Source organism: Collinsella aerofaciens (assembly GCF_039836695.1).
Classification (GTDB): domain Bacteria; phylum Actinomycetota; class Coriobacteriia; order Coriobacteriales; family Coriobacteriaceae; genus Collinsella; species Collinsella aerofaciens_BD.
In genome coordinates, this window is the sequence record NZ_JBDPAC010000007.1 from 40,349 (window position 1) to 64,283 (window position 23,935).

Sequence of the window (23,935 nt, forward strand, 5' to 3'; positions counted from 1 at the left end):
CGCTGTGTCGGGCGCAACGCCCTCGGCCCAGCTCCTGGCATCCTCGTCGCTCGCGAAAAAGGTGGCAACGGTCCCCGTCGCCCCGGTTACCGGTAGCGCATCCAAGACGCTCAAGCGCGCTAATGCTGTCGAGCTCGACATCCTTATGAAGCGCCGTCCGGGCTCATTCAAGAAGGATCCGGCCGCCGTCAAAAAGCTCAAGGACCATCGCAAGATGGTTTTGCGCAGGAAGAGGAAGGCCGCCCTCAAGCAGGCCTCCCTTGGGAAGAAGGCGGGGCGCGCCGTCGGTGGCAAGCTCTCCCGAAAGCTATTCAAGGGCCGTAAGGGCAGAAAGCAACTTCTCTCCCTCAGGGAATGGAAGAACAGGATCGCCCTGTTCGCCTCACTGCTCTCCCTCGGCGGCCTTCTGCTCATGGGTGCGATTCTCGCCTCGTCGTTTGGGCTCGTGCAGTTCGGTCAGCAGGCGGGAGGCGCAAGCAACGGCGGCAGCCTGGACGGCGACGAGCTCACCATCTACCTATACCTCAAGGACCACGGTTGTGACGACATCCACGCGGCCGCCATCATGGGCAACTACAGTCACGAGTCTGCTGGATCTTCAAATCATAAGATTTACCCGATGGCGGACCAGGCAATGGGTTCGTATGCCTATTGGCTGGACGGAAAGAGCCCGAAGACAAACGACGAGATCATTGCGAGGGGTTCTGTCTATAACAAGGCGACCGGTATAGGCCAATGGGACGGAGGGCGCCGCCTTCGCCTGGCCCAATTCGCCAAGGAGAAGGGCAAGAACTGGTACGACCTCGACGTCCAGCTCGAGTTCTGGTCGGACCACGATGAGTGGGGCACATTTTCCAGTGCCGACGGTAAATACACCTATCAAACCTTCATGGACTCAACCGATCTCGAGGCCGCTACGAAAAACTACGCCATGGGGTGGGAACGCTGCGCCATGGTGGGAGGCAAGCCCTCAGGCTGGGAATCGCGATACACCAACGCGCAGTACTTCTACAACGCAATCACATCCGGTACCCTCGGCGGCTCGGGACAGGGGCTCGCGGGTGCCACGGGAAGCCAACTCGCCGTCGTCAACGCCTGCAAATCAACGCCCTCGCCTGGCCAGAACTGGTGTGCCGCGTGGGTGACAAACGTATTCAAGGCGGCGGGTGTCGGCACCTTCGGTGGAAACGCTTGCGACATGGTCAAGGCATGGTGCCACAGCAACAATCCTGCGGACCTCAAGGTCGGCATGATCGTCGGCGATGCGAGCCATCCCGGCACCGGCAGCCCGGGCCTTCTCTATGGCCATGTCGGCATCTATGTCGGTGACGGCAAGGTCATGAGCAACGAGGGTGCGATTACCACCAAGACGCTCGATGAGTTCATTGCCTTCTACGGTAAAGGCTCAGGCGTCTACTGGGGTTGGATAGGCGGGGTCGAACTCAAATAACGGACAATGGAAAGGGAAGATCACCATGTACAAAAAGGGAAAGAAGCTGGATTCGAAGGGGATTATCCTCGCCTGCGTGGGCATCATCATTGTCTGCATCGCAATCAACGTCGCGTTCGCGCTCTTTCCGCCCGCAGGCAGGACAGATGACAACTCGGCAGTGGAATCCCCGGCTGCCTCCGACGGTGCGGTCGATACCGATGGCTTTGGCACGGATGACGAATCGGAAGGCGCCGCGGATGGGCAGGGCGATACGATTCAGGTCGATCCGTCGATCGTTGCCGTCCCCGACAACCTCCCCGAGGAGATGACCCAGGCTGGCTTCCAGGACGTGGTCGCAAGGTACCTCACCTCCCTGACCTCTGAATACGGCGCTCCCGAGAAGACCCTTATCGAGTCGAGCGGCGTCAACACGGGAATGGGCCCCGATGGCTCAGATATCCCCTACTGGATCATCCGAGCTTATTTCCCCAACGAGACGGAGATCCCCCTGACAGTTGATTACACCAAGGGCGAGGGCTTCAACGTCGGGACGTACTGATCGAGATGAAGAACGCGCCCGGACCGTACACAACCGAACCGTCCCTGCTGCTTTTTCGCAGGCGCCTGGCCGCCCTCATGAGGATGACGGGTATCGGTCAGGATGAGCTTGCGGACATGATCGGTCAATCGACGCGCTCGATTGGCCTTTGGTTAACGGGCGTCAGGCTGCCCTCCGCTGTCTCTCTCAAGGCCCTCTCGAGGACGTTCGGTGTGCCCGCCGATTGGCTGCTGGGTGCGGACGCGGTGGAGATCGCCTCTGGGCTCACGAGGCTCGCGGAGATTGCCTCGGCTCCCAAAACTACGGATGAGGGCGCCGATAAGGTGCCGGACTAAAGAATCGGCCTTCCGGTTGTAACTCCACCTATCGTCGGATGCCAAATCAACGAAAACATAGATTGAGAATGGATGAGCTATGGCAAGATTGCCGCAACATGGCGCCAAGATGAATAAGGTCAAAATCGGCACTACGATTGAGGTGGATACCAAGGCCGCCTTAGATGGGTTGATGCAGGCAACCCCTGACTCTCTCCGGACACCTGGCGAGGCCATAGACTACATCGCCAATATCGCTATGGGGCTCCAACCAAGAGTTGCTAAGACGGTCGATGTGGCCTGTACGGAGCAGATCAGGGTAATTGAAAAGGAGATGAAGCTTCTTCCGCAGGACGGATCGCGGGAAATGATGTGGAGCGATTTGGAGGCCACACGAAGTCAGTTAAAACGCCTTCACGAACATTTCTCCTCATACTATGAGCAGGACGGCGTACCGGATGAGCTTAGGCGTATCGAGCTTAGCGGTGGCGCCTATGCGCTAATTCCGTCGAATTGGATTGTCCTTGGCACGGACGATGACGCTGCCAAATGTAAAAATGTCGGCGTAATTGAATTGGGCGAGGAGTTTGGGGGCACCGCTCCTCATTTCGCGTTCTTTCATAACGGTAGCTACTGTAAGGACGAGATTATTGCCGAAGCTGGGCGTGCGTGGAGCTCTGGATGTAATCCTCGTGACAATCATGCAGTAATGGGGAGCGGGTGCGCGCCTGTCGATTCGGATGGCATAAAAACATCGGGGACCTATTACTTTTCCGATCTCCGAAACGCATCCTTCTATGAGACTCGAGGCATAGGCGCGCCGTACGGCGCCGCGATTTATTTTGAATCATTATGAGTCTATAGATTTGAGACCTCCTATTCGCCGTGAACACTTGTTCCCGCATCGGATGTTGTGGTTCCACTCCCCCATCATCAATGGGAGTTGACTGAGACGGGGAGGAAACAATGCAGCAGAGGCACACCAAAGCGCCTGTCGAGATGCTTGCGGCCGTGTTGGGACATCCACATGGTTGGGACGCAATTCTCGACTCCATGTCCGAGCATCCCGAGATGGGCCCGAGGGGAATCCTCGCCCTTGCGGCCTTCAAACTGGACCATCCAGAGGCAGATACCTCGACCGTCCTCAGTAGATCCCGTGCCGATAAGCTGGGCGGCAGAATCAAAGAGCATCCGATTGGGTTCGACATCCTCGTCCCTATCGCCAGGCGAGTCGGGGATGAGCTGACTCTCGATTGCGAGCTCGCACCCGAGACGGTCTACCCCGCCTCCGCTTTCGAGGGCCTCACCTCATGGCCTGGGGCAGCGCCCATCAGGGTGATCGAGGGTGATACGGTCGGACTCGACGCGGTCTCGGAGGCATCAAAAGACGTTGACCTCGAGGGCATGGACCCGATGGCCACGCACGTGACGCTTCGCCGTTACGGGGTCGATGACGGCATGGATGTCCCCGTGCCGATGGAGGACACCGAAATGCTTCTCGCCCGAATCGAGCGTGTGTGCGCCCAAGTGAGGGGAGCCACGGACAGAATCGACCGGGCCCTTAAAAAGGCTGGCTTCGAGTGCCGGCCGAGAACGCGAGCCGCGCAGAACGGTCCGTCAGAGCGCGGGCAGTCGGCAAACATGACGACGAAACGCCTGAAGAGCATGCTGGCCTCCTTCGATGCCGGAGCGCGCGGGACATCCCATAACGCACGGAAGGGGGCGTAGCGCCATGGCAAGGAGAACGTCGAAGCGATTCGTCGCGGCAGAGGGGCAGATCTCCCTTTTCGCCATGGATGACCCGACGATGTATGAGGAACCGGCTGAGAAGCCGGCAGAAAAAGAGGAGACCCAACAGAGGTTGGCTCTTGACTTCGGGGCGCAACTGGAATCTTATGTAAGCCAAACGGGTGGCGATGAGGCCACCCGCAAGGACGATTCCGAGGAGGAGGCACATGTCGGTGCTGAAGAACCCGTACAAGGGCGTGATGGGTCTCCGCTATTCCTTCATGGAGCAGAACGCTCCGGAAGAGCTGGCCAGGATGGACGCGGCCGGCGAGACCGAGGAGTATCTCAAGGCGGTGGAGCGCAACTACCTCACGAGGCTGGCGGAACTCCAGGACAGCTGCATGGAGAGTTGCGGGGCGACACCGGAGTTCGCGCAGCTCACGATGGCCCAGTGCCGGTACGACGACTACATCCGCAAGGCCGAAAGCGCCCACAAGATGGCCGAGGAGATCGCCCTCAACGAGACGGTGCTCACGCTCTAGCCACCACCTACAACAACGAATACCTGAACCCGGATGCCCAGGCCGGCCATACGCCCCTGGAGCGTGCGAAGCTCAACGTAGCTGCGCTACGCGCCCTCAAGGCGGCCATGGACGAGGGACGAGAGGCAATTCCTGAGGAGAAGCGTGCGATTTCGGCCTACTCCGGTTGGGGTGGCGCCGCGAACGCCTTTGCTCAGAATCCGACCGGCGGCTGGGTTGCCGTATCTCAAGAGTTGAAAGAGCTGCTGAGTGAGGATGAGTTCGCAGAGCAGCGTGCCACGGTCCTCACGGCCTTCTACACCCCGCGTCCCGTCGTGGAGCTAATCTGGGAGACGCTGAGGGGCGCCGGTATCTGCGATGAGGGCACGGCTGAGATCCTGGAGCCGGGCTGCGGTACGGGCAACTTCATGCGCTGTGTTCCAGAGGGCATGGATGTACACGTCACTGGCGTGGAGATCGACCCCGTGAGCGCAGGGCTCGCGCGCGTGCTGTGTCCAGACCACACGATCGTCGCGGCGGATATCGCTAAATGCGAGATCCCCGATGGTTCATTTGATGCCGCTATCGGCAACGTACCCTATTCGGATGCAATCAAAATCGATGGAGTCCCGCTCCATGACTATATGATCAGAAGGTCGGTGGCCGCCGTGCGCCCGGGCGGCATCGTCGCCGTGCTGACGAGCCGCTACACCATGGACAAGGCCCGCGAGACGACTCGCGAGAACCTTGCGCGCGAGTGCGACCTTATCGGCATGGTCCGACTCCCCAAGGAGACTTTTGAGAGCCAGGCCGGAACGAGCGCGCTGTGCGACCTCGTTATCCTGAGGAAGCTTGCCGAGCCGCGGGAGATTTCGCGCGACAACGCTCCAGCCTGGGTTCACACAGCGATGAACGCGGACGGCTTCCGCGTAAATTCGGAACTTGCAGGCAATCCATCAATCGCCGTGGGAGACCAGGGCTCCGTGATGACCGCATACGGCCCCGGGTATTCGCTGACCAGCGGACTTGACGCCGCAGGGATCGCCGATGGTGCCAGGAAGGCTCTGGCAGATCAGGCGATCAGCACTACTGCCCATACATTTGAGGGTGTGCCGGGTAGGTCCGCAGCCCCCGAGGTCGTCCAAATCCCCACCGACCCGGCACTCTATGAGTTCACTTTGGGCGACGGCGGCTCGATCTGGTATGGCAACGGCGATACCGTGGAGCGCTTTCACCCCGCGGGACGAGGTGCCGAGGACCGCGCCCGCGCTATGATCGAGCTCAGGGATGCCGCACGGGCACTTATCGCCCTCCAGCGCGATCCCGAATCGACCGACGCCGCAGTCGATGCCGGAATCAAGTCTCTTAACGACCGTTACGATCGCTTTGCCGAGCACTACGGCCGCCTGAACGAACCGAAAAACCGCAGAATCCTAATCAAAAAGGGCTATCATGACTGCTCGCTCGCGATCAACCTGTTCAGCCTGGAGGTTCTGGACACCAAGAAGAACTTCGTCCGCAAGGCCGATATCCTATCGAAGCGCACGGTTCGCCCCCAGGCACCCCTCCCCGACCGCTCCGAGACCCCGGCTGATGCCCTCGCAGTCTCGTATGACCGTACGGGAGGAGTGGATCTCGCGCTCATCGGAGGCCTTCTGGGCTGCGACGCCGACGAGGCCGAGGAAAGGCTCGGCGACCTCATTGTCCGCGACCCGATCACATCGAAAATCGAAAGCGCAGAGGCATACCTTTCCGGCGATATCGGCAAGAAGCTTGATGCCATCCATGCGCTACAGAAGAATATTGAAACTGAGCGCTTTAACGCCGGAGAAGGCTCCTGGCTTGAATCTGTATCGATTCCTCCTGCTCGGACTCCCGAGACGAGCGAGGGGGTGGCTAGGACCGTCGCCGTTCTCGTGAAGAGCGGCCTATGGGACACCTGCGTCCATCCTCTGACTGCCAACCGTGCCGTTATCGCATCTGCACATGTCGATAGGTTGCCGGACAGCTGGCGCGACCGGGAATTCGGTACATGGACGGGCGAGGCGCTTATCGCCGCCCTGAGCGAACTTGATGAGGGGGTATCCGTCTCAACCGAGCGTAGGGACGGCCGCACTGTCATCTCGAACCCGCTCATCGCAACGCTTGTCGCGCGATCTGTCGGATATCGAGCCAATAATCGTGAATTTGCAACCGATGGAATGAATACCGAGGAAGTTCTCTGGCGCCTGTCCAGAGAGCCCCGCGTGGGTACCGATGTCCTTGCCGCCGCGCTTCGACGGGCCGACGCCGACTGTGTCTATCAGACTCCTAAACCAATCGTAAACCTTGCGACGGTGTACGGGGTCTCTATTTCTCGGGAGTCGGGAGAGGAGCCTCTTTCGGGAGCCCTCGCAGCCGCTATGAAGGCGGATCCCGTTCCGGCCGAATTCCTAGTCTCACTCGGTTATCGTCAGGCGGGTGAGGATGCTGCCACAGAAATCACCCATGTCGATTGGGTGGGTGACGTCGAGCAGCCCATTCCGCACGAGGAGCTTTTCAGCCCTGAGGACCTTGCCGATTACAGGGCAAGGCGTGAACAGCATATGGCAGGCTTCGGCCTAACCGAGTCGGATGCCGAGAGGCTCGCTACACTGCACTCGTGCGAAATGAAGCTGAAGGCCGTGCTTCCACGCGAGTTGGGCCCTGGGGAGATTGCGGCTACCCTCGGCTCCCCTTGGATTCCGCCCTCTATCGTCATGGATTTCATCGAGGAGACGTTCGAGATTACCGATGGCGAGATGCCTGCGTCAAAGCGGAGGAAATTCGAGGTCGCCCATGAGCCCCATACCGGCAAATGGAGACTGACGGGAAATGTGACAGACCTTTCTCTCGAGGTGCTGGCCAGGTTTGGCGTCAACACCTACACTCCCCTCAAGGTCGTCTCGGCCGTTCTCAACGGCAGCGAGACGAAGCTGAACAGGGAGGACCCATTCACCGGCAAGAAGGTCCCCGACCCTCAGGCGACCAAGGCCGCATGGGACAGGAGACGCATTGTCTCATCGGCTTTCGAGAAGTGGGTGTGGACTGATCCGGATCGGGCGAATGTCCTTTGCGGAATCTACAACGACAGATATAACCGCCTGGCCCCCAGGACGTATGACGGCTCATATCTCACATTCCCCGGCATGAATCCCGACGTTGAGATGAGGCCACACCAGCGCGCAGCTGTGGCACGTGCCGGACAAGCTGATGAGGGCACGCTCGTGGCCCATGTTGTCGGCGCCGGTAAGACCTATACGGGAATCGCAATGTGCATGGAGGCTCGGCGCCTCGGGCGGGCCAACAAGCCGCTCGTTGTAGTGCCTAAGCATCTTACCGAGCAGTGGGCATCTGATTTCGCCTACCTCTATCCCGGGGCAAGGGTCCTCTATATGGGGAAAACGGAGTCGGATTCCGCAGACTCCGTTAGAGAGTTTTTCGGACGTGCGGCGGCAGGAGACTGGGACGCCGTGATCGTATCCGGTTCGCGCTTCGATATGCTCGACCTTTCCCAGGAGCGGAAGGAGATCTATCTCAAACGCCGAAAGGAAGAATTCCTGCAGGCTAAGATGGATGCACAGGCGAACGGTGGAAGTTTCTCGGTTAAAAGGCTCGAGGAAGAGGCCAAGAAAATCGATGATAAGCTCGCGAGTCTCCATTCGACCCCGAAGACCGAGGGGCTTTCATTCGAGGAGATCGGCTTCGACTTCCTTTTCGTGGACGAGGCGCATGGCTATAAGAATCTTCAAACCCACGGCCTCGACATCGCGGGAATGGCCTCCTCAAAGTCCAACCGCAGCGAGAGCCTGCTCGATAAGTGCAGCTATCTTCGAGAGATCGGCCGTGGACGCAATATCGTGTTCGCTACGGGCACGCCTGTCACCAATACGATGGGAGAGCTGTACAACATGCAGCGCTACCTTGCTCCTGAGCTTCTCGAGCGGCAGGGCCTATCGTCGTTTCCGGCCTGGGCGTTCACGTTCGGGACGATTGAGGACTCGATGGAGATTAAACCGGAGGGCAACGGCTTCCAGCTGAAACAGCGCTTCACGAAGTTTCATAACCTTCCCGAGCTCATGAGCGCCTATCGATCCTTTGCGGATATCGTCACGCAGGAGGATGTAAACCTCAAGGTGCCCGATTGCGAGGAAATCCATGTCACCGTTCCGGCCACACCCGAACAGGTCGAGGAGGTTAAGAAGCTCGGTATCCGCGGCGAGCGCGTCCGTGCCGGAAACGCCGACGACAACGACAACCTGCTGGCAATCACGGGCGACGGCATGAAGGTCGCCCTCGATCCAAAACTGTTGCATCCAGAGCTGGAGCCATTGGAAGGCGGCAAATGCGATGCTTGCGCGCGGGAGGTATTAAAGATATGGAACGAGACGGCTGACATGCGCGGTGCGCAGCTCGTCTTCTGTGACCGTTCGACCCCGGCATCAGGTAATTGGAATATCCAAGATGATATGAGAAGGCGCCTTATCGAGGCGGGGATCCCCTCCGAGCAGATTGCGTGCGTCAGCGATGTCGGCGACGATCCGGTGAAGAAGGAGACGCTCTTCGAGAAGGTGCGCGCGGGCGAGGTGCGCGTGCTCATGGGCTCGACCTCTAAGTTGGGAACGGGCACAAACGTCCAGACGAGGCTCGCAGCCATCCATAACCTGGACTGCCCTTGGAGGCCCTCAGACTTTGAGCAGCGCTTGGGAAGAGTCAAGCGTCAGGGGAACCTGTTTGATCTGGTGAAGGATTACAAGTATGTCGCCCAGGGAACCTTCGACTCCTTCCTCTATTCCACCGTCGAGCATAAGCAGCGCTTTATCGGGCAGGTCTTCTCGAATAAGCCGTCCGTGCGCAGCATGGACGATATCGATGAGACGCGAATCTCATATTCCGACCTCGCCGCCGTGGCGTCCGGCAACCCCGATGTCAAGAGGATCCAGGAACTGAGAAGCGAGATCATGTCGCAGTCCATGCTCAGACAGTCTCATGCCGAGACGGTGGCGAATATGCGCCATCAAATCGAATCTCGCTATGAGCCATCTGCTAGGGTCAATCGCCGGATATTTGAGCTTCTTGAGCGCGACCACGATGCCCTCGACCGCGCGAACAGGCAAAGGGAGCTCGAGAAGGGGTCGGATATCGTAAGGGTTTCGGTCAACGGTGTGTCGGCTCAAGATCGCGCGAACGCAATCGAGATGATTCAGACGGCGGCCCACGACTGCCCTATCGGTCCCATCAGGGCCATTGGAGAGTTCCGTGGGCTGGAAGTCGTCGTGAAGAAGGAGCAGACACTTCAGGAACGGGGCGGTACCTTCCGCTATGACCCCTTCATCGGCCTGAGGGTGAAAGGCGAGACAGAGGCTCACTGGTCGAGGCATATGCTGCCATCGGCCATATCCGGTTCCCACACCGTGCTACAGCAGATGGACGGCATTATTGAGAAGGAGGCGAGCGGTCTAGACCAGGCAAGGACCTTAATGGAGCGCGCCGACAAACAGCTCGAGGATGCCAGGAAGATTGCTGCTGAGCCCTGGGATGGAGAGGAGAATCTCGCGAACCTGAAGGCCGAGCTTGCCGAGCTGGAACAGAAGGAGCTGGAAAAGGGCCGCGCCGAGTCGAACGAAGACAGTGCCCAGGATGAGGACGGTTCTGCATTTACGGAAACTTCCAATTTCGATGAAGGTAATGACGAGGACGGCCATTCCCGCGGAGGCGGGCACGGTATTTAATTACCAGGCCCTCTTAGCCCCCAGAGGAAATGGCTGCCTCAAGGACCATTTGAGATAAGAAAGCAAAATGAGAACGGAGACGGGATGAACACAGGGAAAAGTCTCGCCGAATCAATCGAGGAGGCCACGACAGCCTATTATCGCGACGGCGGCGGCTCCGAGACCGGAATTGCGGCTGATGAGAGACTGGTCGACGCACTCAAGCAGGCCTATATCGCAGCGTACGCCAGAAACGACGGCGGTTCGCTTGACACCGTGAAAAACGAGCTCGCTGAGTTCGGTGGAAGAGAGCCGACGACCAATGAGATCTGCGAGGCCGCTATCGCGCTCGCCGGCAAGCAGGCGAAACAGGATGCAGGGGTCATATCCCGCATGTTCAAGTTGCAGGCGGCATCGCTTGCAGAGGAATATGCACCCGCTCTCGTGAGGGCCTTCGATATGGAGCGCGCCCAAAAGAATGGTCACGGTATCGACGGGGCCGCAAATGATGCACCCAAGCGAACGAGCATAAGGAGGAATTGATATGCGTCTTGTAAATGATCACGATGAGCCGTATGTCGCATTATTCAGCGTGCAGTACGCGCCTCGTTACAGTGACCGACCGAGTCGGCCCCATGACGCTGCTTTCAAGCTCAAGAAAGATCCGAAAGGCCGTGAAGGCGTCTTCATTCAGCCGTTCTCATGCGACGGTATCGTCCCCGTGGCCCACGTCTCACATGAGGTGGAGGCCGCACTCGCGCTCGGATGGCCGGAGCTGTCGCATAACGGTTATCTCATTGAATTTCCCGGCTATTATGATGGCAGGGAAATCGGTGATTTCCGCGGGGGCAACGAGCGCCTGATGGAGCTTCCCATCCTCATGGGCATACTCGAGCTCGAGGGGCTTGTGGAGAACGCCGAGCGAGATTCGTTTTACGGTGCCCTCGTGATCGATGAGAAAGCCAACGAGATCAAGGTCGAGGTTCCCGAGGATATCGATATCGAATTCAGGTATTGGCTCAGGAACAACGGCACACGCCCCGTCTCAGCTAAGGAGATGCCGACGGTTCCCATTGACAGCGATCCGAACCGAATCTCCAAGGAGGTCGAGGCGATCATTTCGGAAAAGACTCCGGAACGCTTCATGAGATCGCTGCTCGACTCGAAGATCCTGCGTGTTGGGGCTTCGTCGTCAGATGTAGCGGCGCTGACATCGGGACTCGATGGCCTTTTGGGCCATGGCGTCGCCGGTACGGAAAACCTTAAGAAATCGCTCGATATGAGAGAGCGTTCAGCGCGACATTAATAGCTCGCGAATCCGTAAGCCCCTGCCCTGAGCAGGGGCTTTTCGATTGTTAGGAAATTCATTTAGTCAGAAATTAAATAGTTACGATATTGCACAGTTCCGTTATCACGTAGCTACGTTATGCCGTTGGGGCGGCACCATCGACACCATCAGCGAGGCCAACCTGCAGGACAGCTACATCGAAAACACGGCTTATCGGTGGTGTGTCCTGAGGTTCGTCCCGATCGTCGACACGCGATGGAAGCCCGTCACCTATGGCCACGGCGATTCGAGTTGGTATTACTGCAGCAAATGGGATGTGCGCTACGACCTCGCTCGCGCCAAGGAGCTGCTGAAAACGGGGCCGCGGGAGTACGACCGACTTCCAGACGGCGGGCCCTACGACGACCACCCCTGTTGGCAGCGTAAAAACGGGGAGGGTCAAAAACCCTCCCCGTTGCGTCAGCGGTGTCGACCAGCCTACCTGCGAGTCCTGTAAACCCTGCTTCGGTGGTCTACATCGACAACAAGGATGACGAGAACTTCGTCCTCGATATCGACAACTATCCGATAGTCTCCGACCCTGTAGCGCCATAGACCAGACTTATTTTCTGTCAAGCCCTTTCCCATGCTCCTCGGGTCTTCGAGCTGTGAAATCTCATGGAGCTTTGCCACAATTCTTTTGGCGATCTGCTTGTCCAGCTTTCTCATTGATCGCTGGACATCCTTATCGACTTCAATCCGCCAAGCCAAGGCTCTCCTCCAGCTCGTCGAGCGTCACAGTCTCAAGCCTGCCGGCCCTATAATCCTCGACCTTCTTCATTAAGCCGTACTCGTATTCAAGCCTGTCAATCTCGGCAGCGAGCGCTTCTGTCATGTAGAAAGTCTTCGTGCGTCCCGTTGATTTCGCCAAACGGTCGTACCTGATTGCTAAGTCCTCGGGCAGCCTCAATGCCGCGGTAGCAGTGGCCATAACGCACCTCCCAATCATGCGTATAACGTGTATTACATTCTAGCACATCGATCACCGCAGAGGTGCACAATAAATGTATTGATCTTCCATCGTTAATGTAATGTGAACTGTAACGACAGAGGCCACCCAGGACAGCTTTGGAAAATCATGGTGCCGATAGCTGCGAAATTACGTTATTGCCTATTTACGTTATTGAGAGGTTGCAGTATTGCGTAATCGCGCTATTACACTATGCCGTAGTTACGTTATTACATAGTTATGTTGTTACACTATATCGCATTTATGCTAAGCAACAGTTCGGTTGTGGCCGATACGGTAGCACGGTTACGGTTACGGAGACCATCCGTCATCCGGCCTGTCGTCATCCATGTCATGGACCACATACCAGCTGTTGCCGTGGTGGCAGATGTCGCGTAGGGTTCCATCCCCCATCTTCACGCGCCAGCTCTCGCACACACGTCCCTCCCCCAGCACCCATGACCGGGGCTCGTGCCAACCGACTTCTGCGAAGGGGAAGATCCTGCCGTCGTACCATTTGATGCCCCACGGGCTGTACTCTCCGTCCGGCCGACACTCGACCAGTGCCGTCACAAGTCTGATTGACTTCTTCCCCACGCCGACTCCTCATGCCAATTACTAACGAACGCGTGTTCTATTGTCTCACATCTCATAGCATGAACGCCAGACGTCCAAAAGCCATGAAAATGCGGGCTGAGGTGTCACCAGATGGCACCAAACGACCCCGCGCGAGGACTCCAACAGTGGGATTCTAATCTCATGGCAACCCCTGAATGAAAGGGTCAAACGGTTATGGTAAAGAGAAAATCAGAGACCATACTGGTTCCGCTGCTGCCAAGATTCGATGCCGCGGATATATATGATCCGTATCCCTTGAGGACTTCGGTTGGCAAGATGACCGTTACGAGAGACGATGCGTTCCCGGGAACAATCAGATTTGAGAATTTCGTTTCGTTCAAGAACGAAGCTCTGGTCGAGTCAAAGGTTTTTGAAACCCTTTTGCCGTTCCTGGGCAGCTCCACATCGGCCGGTTATGTCATCAGCGTGGATTATGAGCGTGACCATCCGACTCCTCTTCGAAAAGGGGAGGCTCGCGCCAAGGACGACAAGGGCCTGCCCCGAGGGTTCGAAATGGAGCAGCTGGAGCTTCCCATCCTCGCCTGCGCTCTGAAAACCTACGGCGTCGCGGTAGATATGCCGCCTGAAGTCCTTTGCTATGGAAAACTTTACCGAAGGGATCAGACGCATTTTATTGATCAGCCCCGTAGGCGTGGGGCCAGTGAAGACCGGTTGGAGACCGAAGGCTTAAATATAAAAATTATGCCAGACCGCAAGGTCACGAAAGTCTCCTATGAGGACCGTGAAATTGTCAACCACCTGGCAGGACTGCACAGGCTTGCCGTTTTCAGCCCCGTTTACGCGGAGGAGCTGCTCGGCCCCGCCGACGGGAATGTGGTTACCGCGCAGGAGAGGGTCGAGCTTGTCCTGGGCGCCGGCTCCTCACCCGATTTCATACGCAAAATGAATGAGGCCGGCTTCATCTCGGAGGGGGTGCCCGCCCAGTACCGTGACTCGATTCTCAGGAAAGCGCGCGAGCTATTCGATAGCGATCTCGAGATATGGGATCAGCATGTCGCGCCGATGTTCAAGGAACATCTGAACCTGAATATGCCCTGGGTCGCGGGGGATTTCTATGGCAATCCGAGGAAGGCTGAGCTTAAGAGCGAACAGGAGCCCGCGGAAAGGGTTGTCCCGGCACCCGCCCGCGTCCTGCCCGTATATATGCCGGAATAGCCATGAGTACGCAGGTGCGCCCGTCGGGCAGATCCACGGCCCCCTTTGGCCATAAGAATCATTTGGAGCGAAAATGACTCCCGTTACTGTTAGCGTCGTGGAGAGGCCCGGTAGGGAGCCGAAGTTCAGGTGGATCGAGCTTTCCGACGGTCGGAGGTTCCAGGTCCGCTCCACGGGCGCATCTGTCCCCTGCCCCGGGCGCAAGGCGGGCAGCCTCGCCCGTATCTGGAGCGTGGAGATCGATTGGAAGGGCAGGCCCGTCCATCGCTTTATCGTCAAGGACGGCGATGGCTATTTCATCGTGCGTGCCGGAGAGGACTCCTAGAGGGCCTCATAATCCAGATGCGAGATCGGGTAGGTGTTCTCGTAGACGTAATCCGATGAATTCGATGACTTGATCTTCACCTTTACGGGCTGGCCCTCGTCTTCCAGCAGAAACGCGGTGCAGACTGAAATCGAGTAGCCGGGCTCGAGTGTCTTCGAGGCATTCGGGTCGCTGTATTTCGTGCAATGGGACAGCTTCACGCCGTTTTGGTAGCACGAGACGTAGGACACCGGTGCCCGTCCGTCATGGTCGAGGCCGTTCTCGAATGTCATGCCGACGAGCAGGAATCGATACTCCTTGCCCCTCGAGTCCGTTGCCGTCCTCTTGTAGACGCCATCGACCGTAAGCCCCCTGGAGGCATCGGAGGAGCTCGTGTCCCCTATGCCTCCGAAGGAGAACGCCTCGTCCTCGCTCTTCTCGGATTTCTTTTTCTTCTTCGAGTCGTCCGATTTATCCGACTTCTTGGCGCAGCCGCATCCCATGATGGCCATAGAGCCGATACCAGCCAGAACGGCTCTTCTGCTGACGTTGACGCTACCCATGCGTTATCACCCATCAATCCATCTCATGTCACAACCGATAGAGCGTATATCCCCTGCCGCTCGCCGTCTTCCTGGCGCCGGGACAGGCTTTCTCCAGGCGTTTCCCATGGGAGTCCATCACGATTGCCCATGCCCAGCCATCCTCCCTTAGGTGCCCATAGCCGCTTTCCAGGCTGTCAACATAGTGTCGGTAGTCATTGGCCGCGCTGTCCCCTGCGATTGCCTCAGACCAGATCTCGGGCCGCATATCGTATGTCACGGGAACCCCTGCCCATTCGAGGTAGTTCATCACGGTGGCGTCCTCGGCCCATATGCGGCCGGGGTTGTCGCCCAGAGCCTCGACGATCTGCCCCATATCCGCATCGATACCGTACCAACCGGATTCCACTCCGCTTGTCTCGGGTTCGGTTGAGTAGAGTCCGCTGTTGATGACGGAGAGTGCCAAGACAAGGCTCAAGGCCAGCCTGCCTGCAATGAGTAAACGATGTGTCCGGGGCTCGAGTTCGTCCTTACGCCCGGCGGATACCGCGACGATCAGAAACGAGACGGTCCACGTTATCCAGAGGCACCTGACGGCGAGCGCCCCGGCGATTGCGGACGCCAGCCAAAAAGCCAGAAGCCATCTGGGTGGGAACCGGCGCGCGAGGGCGCACGATGCGCTCGCCGCAAGGACCACAACGCACCAGAACGGGGCTGCCTCTGGCATCGCCCACACCGGCTTCAACTCGAGGATGACCCCGCCGTACGATGCGGCACCGAGTGAGCGGAGCACATAGAGCGATCCGTCGATAGCATACGGGTTGACGAGGGATTCCGCTGCCATTCCGGCAATCGCCGCAAGCAGGGGCAGCCTGGACTGTGACCACGCGCGGAGTGCCTCGCATGTATTGCTCGACTCGAACTCGCCCTCTTCCGGAAGCAGGAAGCACACTGCGGCGGCGGCCGGCAAGGGCCAAAGCGCAGCCTGCAGATTCACCGACAGCAGCGATACCACGGGAAGAGCAAATAGGCAACGCTTATCGGCGCCTCGCCGCCAGTCCAAGCATGAGGAAATAGCGACAAACAGCAGCGCTGCCGTCCATAGGGACGGACGGATGGACAGATACGAGGCCATGAGGGTAAAGCCGAGCGCGCCGATCAGTAGTGGTGCCCAGGGGTGGCGTGCGTTTCGCGCCAGCCTGGAAACGGTTCCGGTATAGGCCCACAGGGCGAGCGCGGCGGGTACCGCCACGGAGACGGCGACGCCCGCGTAGCCCGCGCCCTTCCAGCACAGATAGAGCCACGTGTCGTGCAGCCACTGCTGGAGCACGATACCCTGGCCGGCGATTGCGGTGAATGGGTTCGTGCTCGGGATGCCGGATTCGACGACCACGCGCCCCGAGGCCAGAAGGAACCATCCGTCCGTATCAAGTGTCCCCGCCGACCTAATGGCGGGAATCAAGGCTATAACGGCCATTGACAGGAGGACGGCGAGCGCCGCTGAGGCACAGCGTACGATCTTCGCTACCTTAATTTGGTTCAATCGAGTCTCCTGATAGAGATCGGGCGGTCCGACTCGGTGAACGTCCCGGGCGCGACCTCGATGCCGCCCACAGCCCCCCGCGGTGCGAAAAGGATGCGCCAGGGGGCGACTGAGGCATCGAGCGAGACTACCGGCCAGGACTGATCTGAGGGGTCGAAACGGCCAATCCAGCAGACATCAATCGGGACGCGCATGAACAGGGTATGGAGCGACCTGCCCCTTGCGTAGACCATGCCGGTGGATTTGCCGATTGACTTGGCGCCCATATACCCGATCGCCTTGTCCCTGAAGGACTTGGCGATCTTGAGGGAAATCGGGACCTCGGCGCCGGACCGGGTGGTGGCCACGCAGAGGATATCGTATTCGAAGCTCATGGGCCGTCTCCTACATGAGAGAGGTGAACGTCTGCGCGATCTGGGCCAACACGGGGGCGAGGACGACGATCAGAAACACCGGAAGGATAAACAGGATGATCGGGAAGAGCATCTTGGTACCGAGCTTCTCGATCTCCGACTCGACCTTCAGGCGCCGTTGCTCGCGAACCGTCTCCGCCTGGTCGCGGATGATGTCGACGAGAGATCCGCCCGCGCGCTCGGATTGCGCAAACGAGGCCGCGAAGATCGTGAGGGACGGCACGCGCGCGCGTTCCGCGAAGCGAAGGAGCGCCTCGGTTCGCGATGAGAAGCTGGCCTCGTTGGCCACTCGTTCGAAGCCCTGCGCGATGGCGCCGTCCATCTTGCTGCCGACCGTGTGCAGGGCGAAATCGATAGACGAGCCCGCCGACATGCAGATTGCGAGCAGATCGAGGGCGTCGGGAAGCTGTCGGTCGAGCTCGTCGCGCCATTTCGCGCGCTCATTCAAAAGCCACAGCTGCGGGATGGCGATTCCTGTGAGCGCCAGCGCGGCGAAAATGCCTAGACCCTTTGCCCCGCCGACGAAAAGCGACGCGACGAGTCCCGCCGCAGTGAATCCCGCCGCGCTCGCGACGCGGAAGGCCCAGAAGGTCGCCGGCTGCATGGTGGAACCGGCGCGGTCGAGGGAGTCGCGCGTCGAGTCCATTACGGTGCGCGAAATGGGAGCGAGCCTGGAGACAACGTTGGAAAGCTTGTCGGCGATTCCGGGAAGCGCCGGGGAGGCGTCCTCTTCCGCAGGCTGCTCTAGGCCGAAGACGCGTTTGAGGGCGATGTCCACTCCGAGGCCCGCGGCGATTCCGATGAGGATGATAATGAAGCCAGTTGTTATTGATTCGAACATCTGAGCTCCCCTAGTCGTACCTGATGTTGCTTATTTGCTTCAGCACCATGAAACCGATGATATCGAGCGCTATGCCCACGCCCAGGCACGCCCACCCCGCAGGCGTCATGAAGAACTGCCGGTGCATTTCCGAGGCAACCGACATGAGCAGCAGCATGACGATCGGCGCGAAGCCGACGATCTTTGCCTCGAACCGTGCCGAGGAGGTCTTGGCCTCGGCCGAGCGCTTCGCCTTGACCTTTGCCCGGATGGCCTCGCCGACACGCTCCGTGATCTCGGAAAGCGAGCCGCCGGTCTGCTGCGATACCGATACGGCCGTTGAATAGAGCCTGAGGTTGGAGCTCTTGGCCCTCTTTGCCATATCGTCGAGCGCCTGGTCGATGGGGCGTCCGTTCCTAAGGTCGCGCTCGAGGATGGCGAACTCCGACTTCAGGGGCTCATCCATGTGCTCTGCGACCGGTGCCACCGATTGCGCGATCGAGGCTCCCGTTCGAAGGTTCGATGCGATGAGCGGCATCGCCTGTCCGAGCTGCTCCTCGAAAAGACCCTGTTCGGCCCCGCGCTTCGACTTCACCCAGATCGGGAAGGCCGCGATTCCGAGCGGGAGCGCGGCGACCGCTCCCGCTGTCGAGCCCATTGCAAGGATAAAGACCGAAGGCGCGAACGCGATTACCGCCCAGAGCTGTGCCGCCTCGGTGGTGGAGAGCTGGGGCGCAGCGCCCTGGCACACGCGTCGCAGGGCGCCGGCAAGGCGGTTTCCCCCATCTTTGTCGGATGGATTCTCCGGAAGGGGTCCTGCTTCTGACTGCTCACGCTCGATGCGAAGCTTTCTTGCCGTCAGGAACAGGATTATTCCCATCAGCACCGCCGGCAGCGCGGGGAGGAGGGCTGCCGGGGAAATCTGCCCGCTCATCGACGGAACCAGAAATCGTCATCGATGTACACGCCGCGCGCGAAGAGCTTTTCGCGGTGCGCCGGGGTGATGCGCTCTCCGGTGGGCATGAACTCTCCGAGCACCTTGCCGTCCTCGGAAAAGCCAGTTTGCTCGAAGCGCATGATGGTGCCCATGGTGATGACGTCGCCCTGCATGCCCTGGACCTCGGCGATCTCGGTGATCTTTCGCGAGCCGTCGATGTCGTAGCGGTTGACGAAGATGACGAAGTCGATGGCCGAGGCGATGAGCTCCATGATCTGCTCGCTTCGCATCTCGGTTCCGGTCTGCTGGATCATCGAGCGCAGGCGGGTCATGGCCTCGCGCGCGTTGGATGAGTGGACGGTCGTGAGCGAGCCCTCGTGTCCCGTCATCATCGCCTGGATCATGTCGAAAGCCTCGCCGCCGCGGCACTCGCCGACGACGATTCGGTCGGGGCGTTCGCGCAGCGCGTGAATCACGAGCTGCCGGATGGTGATCTCGCCCTCGCCCTCGATGTTGGGTCGGCGAGCGGTCTTGCGCACGACATGGGGTTTCTGGAGGCGCAGCTCAGGCGCATCCTCGATCGTGACGATGCGCTGGTTGTCCGGGATGAAGGACGAGCAGGCGTTGAGGAGCGTCGTCTTGCCCGAGTCGGTGCCGCCCGCGATGACGACGTTCATTCGGCCGAGTACGATCGCCTCCATGAACTCGAGCATGCGCTGGTCGAAGGTGCCGAGTGCCATGAGGTCCTCTGGCTCCACGGCATCCGGTCGAAACTTACGGATGTTGAGAATGTTGTGATCGACGGCGATGCCCTTCGCGGTCGCCGCGACACGGGAGCCGTTGAATATCGCACCGGGGCGGTTCAGGATGCAGTCGCACAGCGGCTGCGCCTCGTCGCAACGGCGACCGTCGGCTGACGCTATGCGATTGATGATGAACTTGACGTGGTCGTCGTCTTCGAAGGCGACGGGGACCCTCTGAAGTAGTCCAGCACGCTCAACCCACACATCGTCCGGGGCGTTCACCATGATTTCGGAGATCGACGTATCAGGAAGCAGCTCCTCGATGGGGCCCAGGTAATATAGGTCGTTGAGCCCGGCCTGGATCACGGCATCAAAGGAGTCGTCGTCCAGACGCGACCCCTCGGGACTGGAATCTATAATCTCGGCAAGGAGGTCGCGAGCGCGCGAGTCGCGCTGCACATCGCTCTCGGAGGCATCGTTGGCGGCAGTCAGGATCCCCGTCGCCTGGCGGACGGCCTCGCGTTCGATGCCGAGCAGATCGCTATTCAGCATTTTGCGCCTCCCCCGTCTCGGGAAGGGCCACGAGTCGGATGCCGCTCGCGCTCGAAAGGGCGAGGGCCTGGTCCTCAGTTACCTCGATTGTGACGTTGGAGTAACCGTCTGACTTGGAGCCCGAGAGGTTGCCATCCAGCGCCAGTACGCGAATGGAGTCGGCCACGCGCACGGTGCTCACGACCTGGCCGTCGTTCACGCTCGCGAGAACATCGACCTTGTCACCGACCGAGAGCAGCGGGGAAAGGCCCGTTGAGCTGTCGAGTGCGACGGTATAGGCAACGTGGCCCTCGGTTACGGCGGTGGTGATGGAAGCGGGTTTCTTCGAGCCCGATACGGAGGAGAGGGAAACTGCGGTCCCCAAGGTCTGCTGCGTCACGGACTGGCGGCCCGCCACATCGGATACCTTCTTCGCCGCGTCCTTGGGCGCAAACGCCGTGGGCACGCTTGCGACCGTAAGGTCTGCCGAAGTGAGGACTTCGCCGGGGGCGACATCGCGCGTGACGGTGACTACCTTGACGGTCGACTTCTCGAGACGCGCGAGCTCGCCCTGCGCCTGAGTCCATCGCCAGCCCGAAAAACCGACCGTCACGACTGCGACGGCGATCGCCACGCCGGCGACGGCGGCGAGCCTTCGGTCCTTACGCGTTCCCCCTGCTGCCGGCCCGCGCTGCCTGCGAGCGGTCGCGGCACCTGACGTCGACGTGGTCCTCTGGCCGCCCTGTGCGGGCGCGGGGGCCGCGGCGGGCATCTGCGTCGACGTGGTCGCCCCCATGGCGGCCTCCTGTGCCATTGCGCGCTCCAGCTCATGGCCGAGCGCCTGCTTGCGCCCGCGGAGCCGTTCGACGCTGCGCATGCGCCCGGAGTCGATGGCCGTGCGCATTTCCGACTCGACTTGGGCGATTTCTGCCCTTATTTCCTCCTGGGTCCGTTTTTTCATCTTTAAGATTCCTTCCTGGGACCTAGGAGTCCCTTAAAACGCGAGCGGTGGAAAATGGTTCGCTCTCCAGTGTCAGGTGATACTGGCCGCACTTTCTCTGCCGCCGCACAAACCATCTCGAAAGCCTTTTTGGTCGAGCAGACCAGTCTCTGACGCATCGGGTCGCACATCGGGCCCGAGGGCTCTTCGGCCTGCCGTGCTATTCCGACATATAAAGAATCGCCCCGCGCGGCCGTCTGCGCAGGGCGATTTGGTGCCATTGGGTGACAATATGGCGCGCTGTAGCGTGTTGGCTGGCGGTTGCCGCCCGTCGATCAGGGAAGCATGTCCCTCACGGCCTTGGAGAGAATTTCGGGCGCATCGTCGAGTGAGCATGCCCCCGTTTTCGTCGAAACGCTACCTTCCTTGTCAATCGTGTACTCGCACCAGCCGTTACCAGTGTCGGCCGGCCGCCATACCGTCGTGGACGAATAGGGATGTAGGGTCCAGACGGCGTCCGAGCGCACCTTCAGCTCATCGACGCCGGCGAATCTCGCGAAAGAAGACGGCCAGGTCCCCTCAAGGACCACATAGACGCCGGCGTAGCGATCGGCTGCCCCGCAAAGGCTTTCAGGGGCCTCTACGTAATAGACCGTGGCCTTTCCGGTGTAACCGTTGGCCTTGAGCATCTCGAGAACCTCGGAGCGCGCCTCATCCCCCGGGTTCTCGGCGTATTTGACGGCATTGGCCTCACCAAAGCAAGACTGCCTCGTGCTCTCGAGAAGCGATCCCTGCCAGGTCCTATATGCGAGCGCTCCTCCCAGGTCTACGGCGAGCGCTATGAGAAGGGATAGGGGGATGAGCATCACGACGAAAAAGGATGTGAGCTGCGCGCTGGCTCCCCCTCCCCTGAGTGCGTGGCACTTCATCTAGATGACCTCCCAGTCGGAATAGCTGATGTAGGAACGCGTGATGTTTCGGACGGATCTCTTTCCGAACACGTTGTAGGGCGCCGGGTAGTCGTACGTGATTTCAGCCGACACCGTTACGGTCCTGTCCTCGGTCCTGAGGTTCTCGGTGCCCAAATCACCTGCGACGGCGTTTCCATGGCCGAGGTTCTCATCGGAATCGATGTTGACAGAGGCGTTCTTTACCGTGAGGTAGCTTGGGTCAATGTCGGCCGATGCGCTTACGAGCTTCTTCACGAGCGTGTCTGCGTCCATAGAATCCCAGCCTGCGGGAAGCCGGTCCGCGAGATGTGCGAGGGAGTAATCAATTCTGGCACGCTGATAGCCCGTGAACCCGAAGCCCATGATGGCGAGTATGACGGTGAGCGCTATCGGGAATACGAACATGAATTCAGTGGAGATGAGCGCCTCGAGCGACTTTCTGTTACGCACCATCACTTGACCTCCGATGAGATTGCCGTTGCCGAGGATGACTCGGGCTCAATTTCCGCAAGACCATCGAAGACGGCCAGGGTGAATACGCGACGGCATGGAATCTGGACATTGACCGTGACGGACTTGCGTTCTATTGAAGAGTCCCTGGACTTGTCCCCAACTCTTAGCTTCACGTCTTTGGACGAAAGCGCGCCGCGCTCGATATCCACAGTGCAGCTGCCATCGAGACCGATAGCGCCCTTTACGTAGGATTCGACTTCAGAATCATTCTTATCGGGGTTCGCCGCGGCGTAGCGCACCCCCTCGGATGCGGCCGCCGATGCGAGGGCCTTGCAACGGCTCAGGTTCGCGCAATCCACGACGAGTGCGAGCATTGCGATCATGATGGGGAGTAGGAGGACGAGCTGGGTCACCATGACCGCCCTGAGTTCTGTTGGTCTTGACCTCATAGCAGATTACCTTTCAAGATTGCGATTAGCGTCGCCCCGACCAGACTTACCGACAGCACGGCGTTATAGGGGACGTTGTCTTTGAGGCGCGCACAGGCGGGAATGAACCTGATGGCAAGCTCAAGAGCGCACGCGCACAGAAGGTGGATAGTGAGAAACTCGAACACCGTTCCGACGGACAGCACGGCCATGAGGGCGATGGCAAGTGTGAGATAGTCGCCGGCGTGCCAGGAGATGCCCCCGATACGCTTCATGGCAAATGAAATCAACGCGAATACGGCGGCGCAGGGAACGGTGATTATCGCCCACGTATATGGTCCCCAGGGGGACGACACGGCACCCGAGGCCGCAAAGAGGAGCAGCATGGGCACCGGTGCAATCCTGAATCTCATGTCCTCCTGCCCAAGCGCAACAGAGGTCGCCAGCAAGATTGCGTAGGGAACCGAGATGAGCGTTCCCACCCATGAAGCAAACAGGTAAGGGTAGACAAGGGCGATTTCTGAGGTCAAGGGAGGGTTATGGTGGCGGAGGTATGCTCCGGTGTCGCCAAGCATGGATAACTCCGCGCCGATACATCCTTTACTCCCCAGGGAAATGAGCGTCGAGGGGCTGACGCCGTAATTAACTGCCTCCCTCTTCACGGCGTCTATCCATTTGTCCCTATCGGCGTCCCCGGGTCGTGCCTGGAGCATGGCCTTGTCCTCATGCTCCAGCGCGGCGTAGCGCCAACGCTGATAAAGATGGGAGGCGCACCAAAAGCCGCAGCCGACGGCTAATACGGTCACCAATCTGACGCCAAAAGACACGGGTGCCTCCTCGATACAGGCATGGGAACTCATATTTAATTCTGTAGTCGTGTTTACTCAAAATAAGGCCTATTTGGTGCCACGTGGTGACAGGTATATATCGAAACGCAACCTATGCGGGTTGGACCGCACCATGGACACCTACAAAACT

The 23,935-nt window shown here is 59.4% G+C and carries 25 protein-coding genes; 11 read left to right on the plus strand and 14 right to left on the minus strand.

Features of this window, described 5'->3' with window-relative positions; genetic code table 11:
* Window positions 1-4: 4 nt before the first annotated feature.
* From ABG996_RS04915 to ABG996_RS04955, 9 genes are all read left to right on the plus strand, one after another.
* Window positions 5-1,450 carry a phage tail tip lysozyme gene (locus ABG996_RS04915; protein WP_347478752.1) on the plus strand — a complete coding sequence of 482 codons (1,446 nt, stop codon included), beginning with the start codon at window positions 5-7 and terminating at the stop codon, window positions 1,448-1,450.
* Between the two features lie 25 nt (window positions 1,451-1,475).
* Window positions 1,476-1,991: a hypothetical protein gene (locus ABG996_RS04920; protein WP_347478754.1), complete on the plus strand. Its 516-nt coding sequence runs from the start codon at window positions 1,476-1,478 to the stop codon at window positions 1,989-1,991.
* Between the two features lie 77 nt (window positions 1,992-2,068).
* Window positions 2,069-2,326, plus strand: a complete 258-nt coding sequence (locus tag ABG996_RS04925) for a helix-turn-helix transcriptional regulator (RefSeq protein ID WP_347478756.1) — start codon at window positions 2,069-2,071, stop codon at window positions 2,324-2,326.
* A 79-nt stretch (window positions 2,327-2,405) separates the two neighbouring features.
* The gene (locus tag ABG996_RS04930) at window positions 2,406-3,161 is read left to right on the plus strand and encodes a hypothetical protein (protein WP_347483950.1); all 756 of its coding nucleotides are present in this window, start codon (window positions 2,406-2,408) and stop codon (window positions 3,159-3,161) included.
* Window positions 3,162-3,271: 110 nt separating this feature from the next.
* Window positions 3,272-4,033, plus strand: a complete 762-nt coding sequence (locus ABG996_RS04935) for a hypothetical protein (protein WP_347478759.1) — start codon at window positions 3,272-3,274, stop codon at window positions 4,031-4,033.
* A 227-nt stretch (window positions 4,034-4,260) separates the two neighbouring features.
* Entirely contained in the window at window positions 4,261-4,575 is a 315-nt protein-coding gene (locus ABG996_RS04940) for a hypothetical protein (protein ID WP_347478761.1), read from the plus strand.
* A 107-nt stretch (window positions 4,576-4,682) separates the two neighbouring features.
* Window positions 4,683-10,304: a DEAD/DEAH box helicase family protein gene (locus ABG996_RS04945; protein ID WP_347478762.1), complete on the plus strand. Its 5,622-nt coding sequence runs from the start codon at window positions 4,683-4,685 to the stop codon at window positions 10,302-10,304.
* Window positions 10,305-10,388: 84 nt separating this feature from the next.
* Window positions 10,389-10,826, plus strand: coding sequence for a hypothetical protein (locus tag ABG996_RS04950; protein WP_347478764.1), 438 nt, complete (start codon window positions 10,389-10,391; stop codon window positions 10,824-10,826).
* Window position 10,827: 1 nt separating this feature from the next.
* A complete protein-coding gene (locus ABG996_RS04955; protein ID WP_347478765.1) occupies window positions 10,828-11,589 on the plus strand; it encodes a hypothetical protein in 762 nt (253 codons plus the stop codon).
* Between the two features lie 459 nt (window positions 11,590-12,048).
* Here ABG996_RS04955 and ABG996_RS04960 read toward each other — a convergent pair whose 3' ends face one another.
* The 3 genes from ABG996_RS04960 to ABG996_RS04970 form a co-directional block, all read right to left on the minus strand.
* Window positions 12,049-12,279, minus strand: coding sequence for a type II toxin-antitoxin system RelE family toxin (locus ABG996_RS04960; RefSeq protein WP_347478767.1), 231 nt, complete (start codon window positions 12,277-12,279; stop codon window positions 12,049-12,051).
* A 25-nt stretch (window positions 12,280-12,304) separates the two neighbouring features.
* On the minus strand, window positions 12,305-12,541 hold the full coding sequence (gene relB, locus ABG996_RS04965) for a type II toxin-antitoxin system RelB family antitoxin (RefSeq protein ID WP_195233388.1): 237 nt from the start codon (window positions 12,539-12,541) through the stop codon (window positions 12,305-12,307).
* Between the two features lie 330 nt (window positions 12,542-12,871).
* Window positions 12,872-13,156: a hypothetical protein gene (locus ABG996_RS04970; protein WP_347478769.1), complete on the minus strand. Its 285-nt coding sequence runs from the start codon at window positions 13,154-13,156 to the stop codon at window positions 12,872-12,874.
* A 195-nt stretch (window positions 13,157-13,351) separates the two neighbouring features.
* Here ABG996_RS04970 and ABG996_RS04975 point away from each other — a divergent pair, with 195 nt between their 5' ends.
* Together ABG996_RS04975 and ABG996_RS04980 are read left to right on the plus strand one after the other, a co-directional pair.
* Window positions 13,352-14,353 carry a hypothetical protein gene (locus ABG996_RS04975; protein WP_347478770.1) on the plus strand — a complete coding sequence of 334 codons (1,002 nt, stop codon included), beginning with the start codon at window positions 13,352-13,354 and terminating at the stop codon, window positions 14,351-14,353.
* Window positions 14,354-14,426: 73 nt separating this feature from the next.
* Window positions 14,427-14,678: a hypothetical protein gene (locus ABG996_RS04980; RefSeq protein WP_347478772.1), complete on the plus strand. Its 252-nt coding sequence runs from the start codon at window positions 14,427-14,429 to the stop codon at window positions 14,676-14,678.
* Here the strand turns inward: ABG996_RS04980 and ABG996_RS04985 are convergent.
* From ABG996_RS04985 to ABG996_RS05035, 11 genes are all read right to left on the minus strand, one after another.
* Window positions 14,675-15,220 (minus strand): DUF5067 domain-containing protein, encoded by a 546-nt coding sequence (locus tag ABG996_RS04985; RefSeq protein WP_347478773.1) that lies wholly within the window; start codon window positions 15,218-15,220, stop codon window positions 14,675-14,677. The genes ABG996_RS04980 and ABG996_RS04985 overlap by 4 nt on opposite strands.
* Window positions 15,221-15,248: 28 nt before the next feature.
* Complete coding sequence (locus ABG996_RS04990) at window positions 15,249-16,742, minus strand: hypothetical protein (RefSeq protein ID WP_347478774.1); 1,494 nt, start codon at window positions 16,740-16,742, stop codon at window positions 15,249-15,251.
* Window positions 16,739-17,116 carry a DUF192 domain-containing protein gene (locus ABG996_RS04995; protein WP_347478776.1) on the minus strand — a complete coding sequence of 126 codons (378 nt, stop codon included), beginning with the start codon at window positions 17,114-17,116 and terminating at the stop codon, window positions 16,739-16,741. The genes ABG996_RS04990 and ABG996_RS04995 overlap by 4 nt, the downstream gene beginning before the upstream one ends.
* A gap of 10 nt (window positions 17,117-17,126) precedes the next feature.
* The gene (locus ABG996_RS05000; protein WP_195233401.1) at window positions 17,127-17,996 is read right to left on the minus strand and encodes a type II secretion system F family protein; all 870 of its coding nucleotides are present in this window, start codon (window positions 17,994-17,996) and stop codon (window positions 17,127-17,129) included.
* A gap of 10 nt (window positions 17,997-18,006) precedes the next feature.
* On the minus strand, window positions 18,007-18,909 hold the full coding sequence (locus ABG996_RS05005) for a type II secretion system F family protein (RefSeq protein ID WP_347478778.1): 903 nt from the start codon (window positions 18,907-18,909) through the stop codon (window positions 18,007-18,009).
* Window positions 18,906-20,207, minus strand: coding sequence for a TadA family conjugal transfer-associated ATPase (locus tag ABG996_RS05010; protein WP_347478780.1), 1,302 nt, complete (start codon window positions 20,205-20,207; stop codon window positions 18,906-18,908). Before ABG996_RS05010 ends, ABG996_RS05005 begins: the two co-directional genes overlap by 4 nt.
* Complete coding sequence (cpaB, locus tag ABG996_RS05015; RefSeq protein WP_347478782.1) at window positions 20,197-21,147, minus strand: Flp pilus assembly protein CpaB; 951 nt, start codon at window positions 21,145-21,147, stop codon at window positions 20,197-20,199. The genes ABG996_RS05010 and cpaB overlap by 11 nt, the downstream gene beginning before the upstream one ends.
* A 314-nt stretch (window positions 21,148-21,461) precedes the next feature.
* Window positions 21,462-22,055, minus strand: a complete 594-nt coding sequence (locus ABG996_RS05020; protein ID WP_347478784.1) for a hypothetical protein — start codon at window positions 22,053-22,055, stop codon at window positions 21,462-21,464.
* The gene (locus ABG996_RS05025) at window positions 22,056-22,529 is read right to left on the minus strand and encodes a TadE/TadG family type IV pilus assembly protein (protein WP_347478786.1); all 474 of its coding nucleotides are present in this window, start codon (window positions 22,527-22,529) and stop codon (window positions 22,056-22,058) included.
* Window positions 22,529-22,942, minus strand: a complete 414-nt coding sequence (locus ABG996_RS05030; protein WP_347478788.1) for a TadE/TadG family type IV pilus assembly protein — start codon at window positions 22,940-22,942, stop codon at window positions 22,529-22,531. The genes ABG996_RS05025 and ABG996_RS05030 overlap by 1 nt, the downstream gene beginning before the upstream one ends.
* 32 nt (window positions 22,943-22,974) lie before the next feature.
* Window positions 22,975-23,784 carry a hypothetical protein gene (locus ABG996_RS05035; protein ID WP_347478789.1) on the minus strand — a complete coding sequence of 270 codons (810 nt, stop codon included), beginning with the start codon at window positions 23,782-23,784 and terminating at the stop codon, window positions 22,975-22,977.
* Window positions 23,785-23,935: the final 151 nt, after the last annotated feature.

What these genes read in the sequence shown, in the direction of transcription:
- ABG996_RS04955 (WP_347478765.1), top strand. Translation starts at nt 10,828, where the DNA reads ATGCGTCTTGTAAATGATCACGATGAGCCGTATGTCGCATTATTCAGC.
- ABG996_RS04995 (WP_347478776.1), bottom strand. Translation starts at nt 17,116, where the DNA reads ATGAGCTTCGAATACGATATCCTCTGCGTGGCCACCACCCGGTCCGGC.
- ABG996_RS04945 (WP_347478762.1), top strand. Translation starts at nt 4,683, where the DNA reads ATGGACGAGGGACGAGAGGCAATTCCTGAGGAGAAGCGTGCGATTTCG.
- ABG996_RS04940 (WP_347478761.1), top strand. Translation starts at nt 4,261, where the DNA reads ATGTCGGTGCTGAAGAACCCGTACAAGGGCGTGATGGGTCTCCGCTAT.
- ABG996_RS05000 (WP_195233401.1), bottom strand. Translation starts at nt 17,996, where the DNA reads ATGTTCGAATCAATAACAACTGGCTTCATTATCATCCTCATCGGAATC.
- ABG996_RS04975 (WP_347478770.1), top strand. Translation starts at nt 13,352, where the DNA reads ATGGTAAAGAGAAAATCAGAGACCATACTGGTTCCGCTGCTGCCAAGA.
- ABG996_RS04985 (WP_347478773.1), bottom strand. Translation starts at nt 15,220, where the DNA reads ATGGGTAGCGTCAACGTCAGCAGAAGAGCCGTTCTGGCTGGTATCGGC.
- ABG996_RS05005 (WP_347478778.1), bottom strand. Translation starts at nt 18,909, where the DNA reads ATGAGCGGGCAGATTTCCCCGGCAGCCCTCCTCCCCGCGCTGCCGGCG.
- ABG996_RS04960 (WP_347478767.1), bottom strand. Translation starts at nt 12,279, where the DNA reads ATGAGAAAGCTGGACAAGCAGATCGCCAAAAGAATTGTGGCAAAGCTC.
- ABG996_RS04980 (WP_347478772.1), top strand. Translation starts at nt 14,427, where the DNA reads ATGACTCCCGTTACTGTTAGCGTCGTGGAGAGGCCCGGTAGGGAGCCG.
- relB (WP_195233388.1), bottom strand. Translation starts at nt 12,541, where the DNA reads ATGGCCACTGCTACCGCGGCATTGAGGCTGCCCGAGGACTTAGCAATC.
- ABG996_RS05010 (WP_347478780.1), bottom strand. Translation starts at nt 20,207, where the DNA reads ATGCTGAATAGCGATCTGCTCGGCATCGAACGCGAGGCCGTCCGCCAG.
- ABG996_RS04950 (WP_347478764.1), top strand. Translation starts at nt 10,389, where the DNA reads ATGAACACAGGGAAAAGTCTCGCCGAATCAATCGAGGAGGCCACGACA.
- cpaB (WP_347478782.1), bottom strand. Translation starts at nt 21,147, where the DNA reads ATGAAAAAACGGACCCAGGAGGAAATAAGGGCAGAAATCGCCCAAGTC.
- ABG996_RS05025 (WP_347478786.1), bottom strand. Translation starts at nt 22,529, where the DNA reads ATGGTGCGTAACAGAAAGTCGCTCGAGGCGCTCATCTCCACTGAATTC.
- ABG996_RS04925 (WP_347478756.1), top strand. Translation starts at nt 2,069, where the DNA reads ATGAGGATGACGGGTATCGGTCAGGATGAGCTTGCGGACATGATCGGT.
- ABG996_RS04920 (WP_347478754.1), top strand. Translation starts at nt 1,476, where the DNA reads ATGTACAAAAAGGGAAAGAAGCTGGATTCGAAGGGGATTATCCTCGCC.
- ABG996_RS04930 (WP_347483950.1), top strand. Translation starts at nt 2,406, where the DNA reads ATGGCAAGATTGCCGCAACATGGCGCCAAGATGAATAAGGTCAAAATC.
- ABG996_RS04935 (WP_347478759.1), top strand. Translation starts at nt 3,272, where the DNA reads ATGCAGCAGAGGCACACCAAAGCGCCTGTCGAGATGCTTGCGGCCGTG.
- ABG996_RS05020 (WP_347478784.1), bottom strand. Translation starts at nt 22,055, where the DNA reads ATGAAGTGCCACGCACTCAGGGGAGGGGGAGCCAGCGCGCAGCTCACA.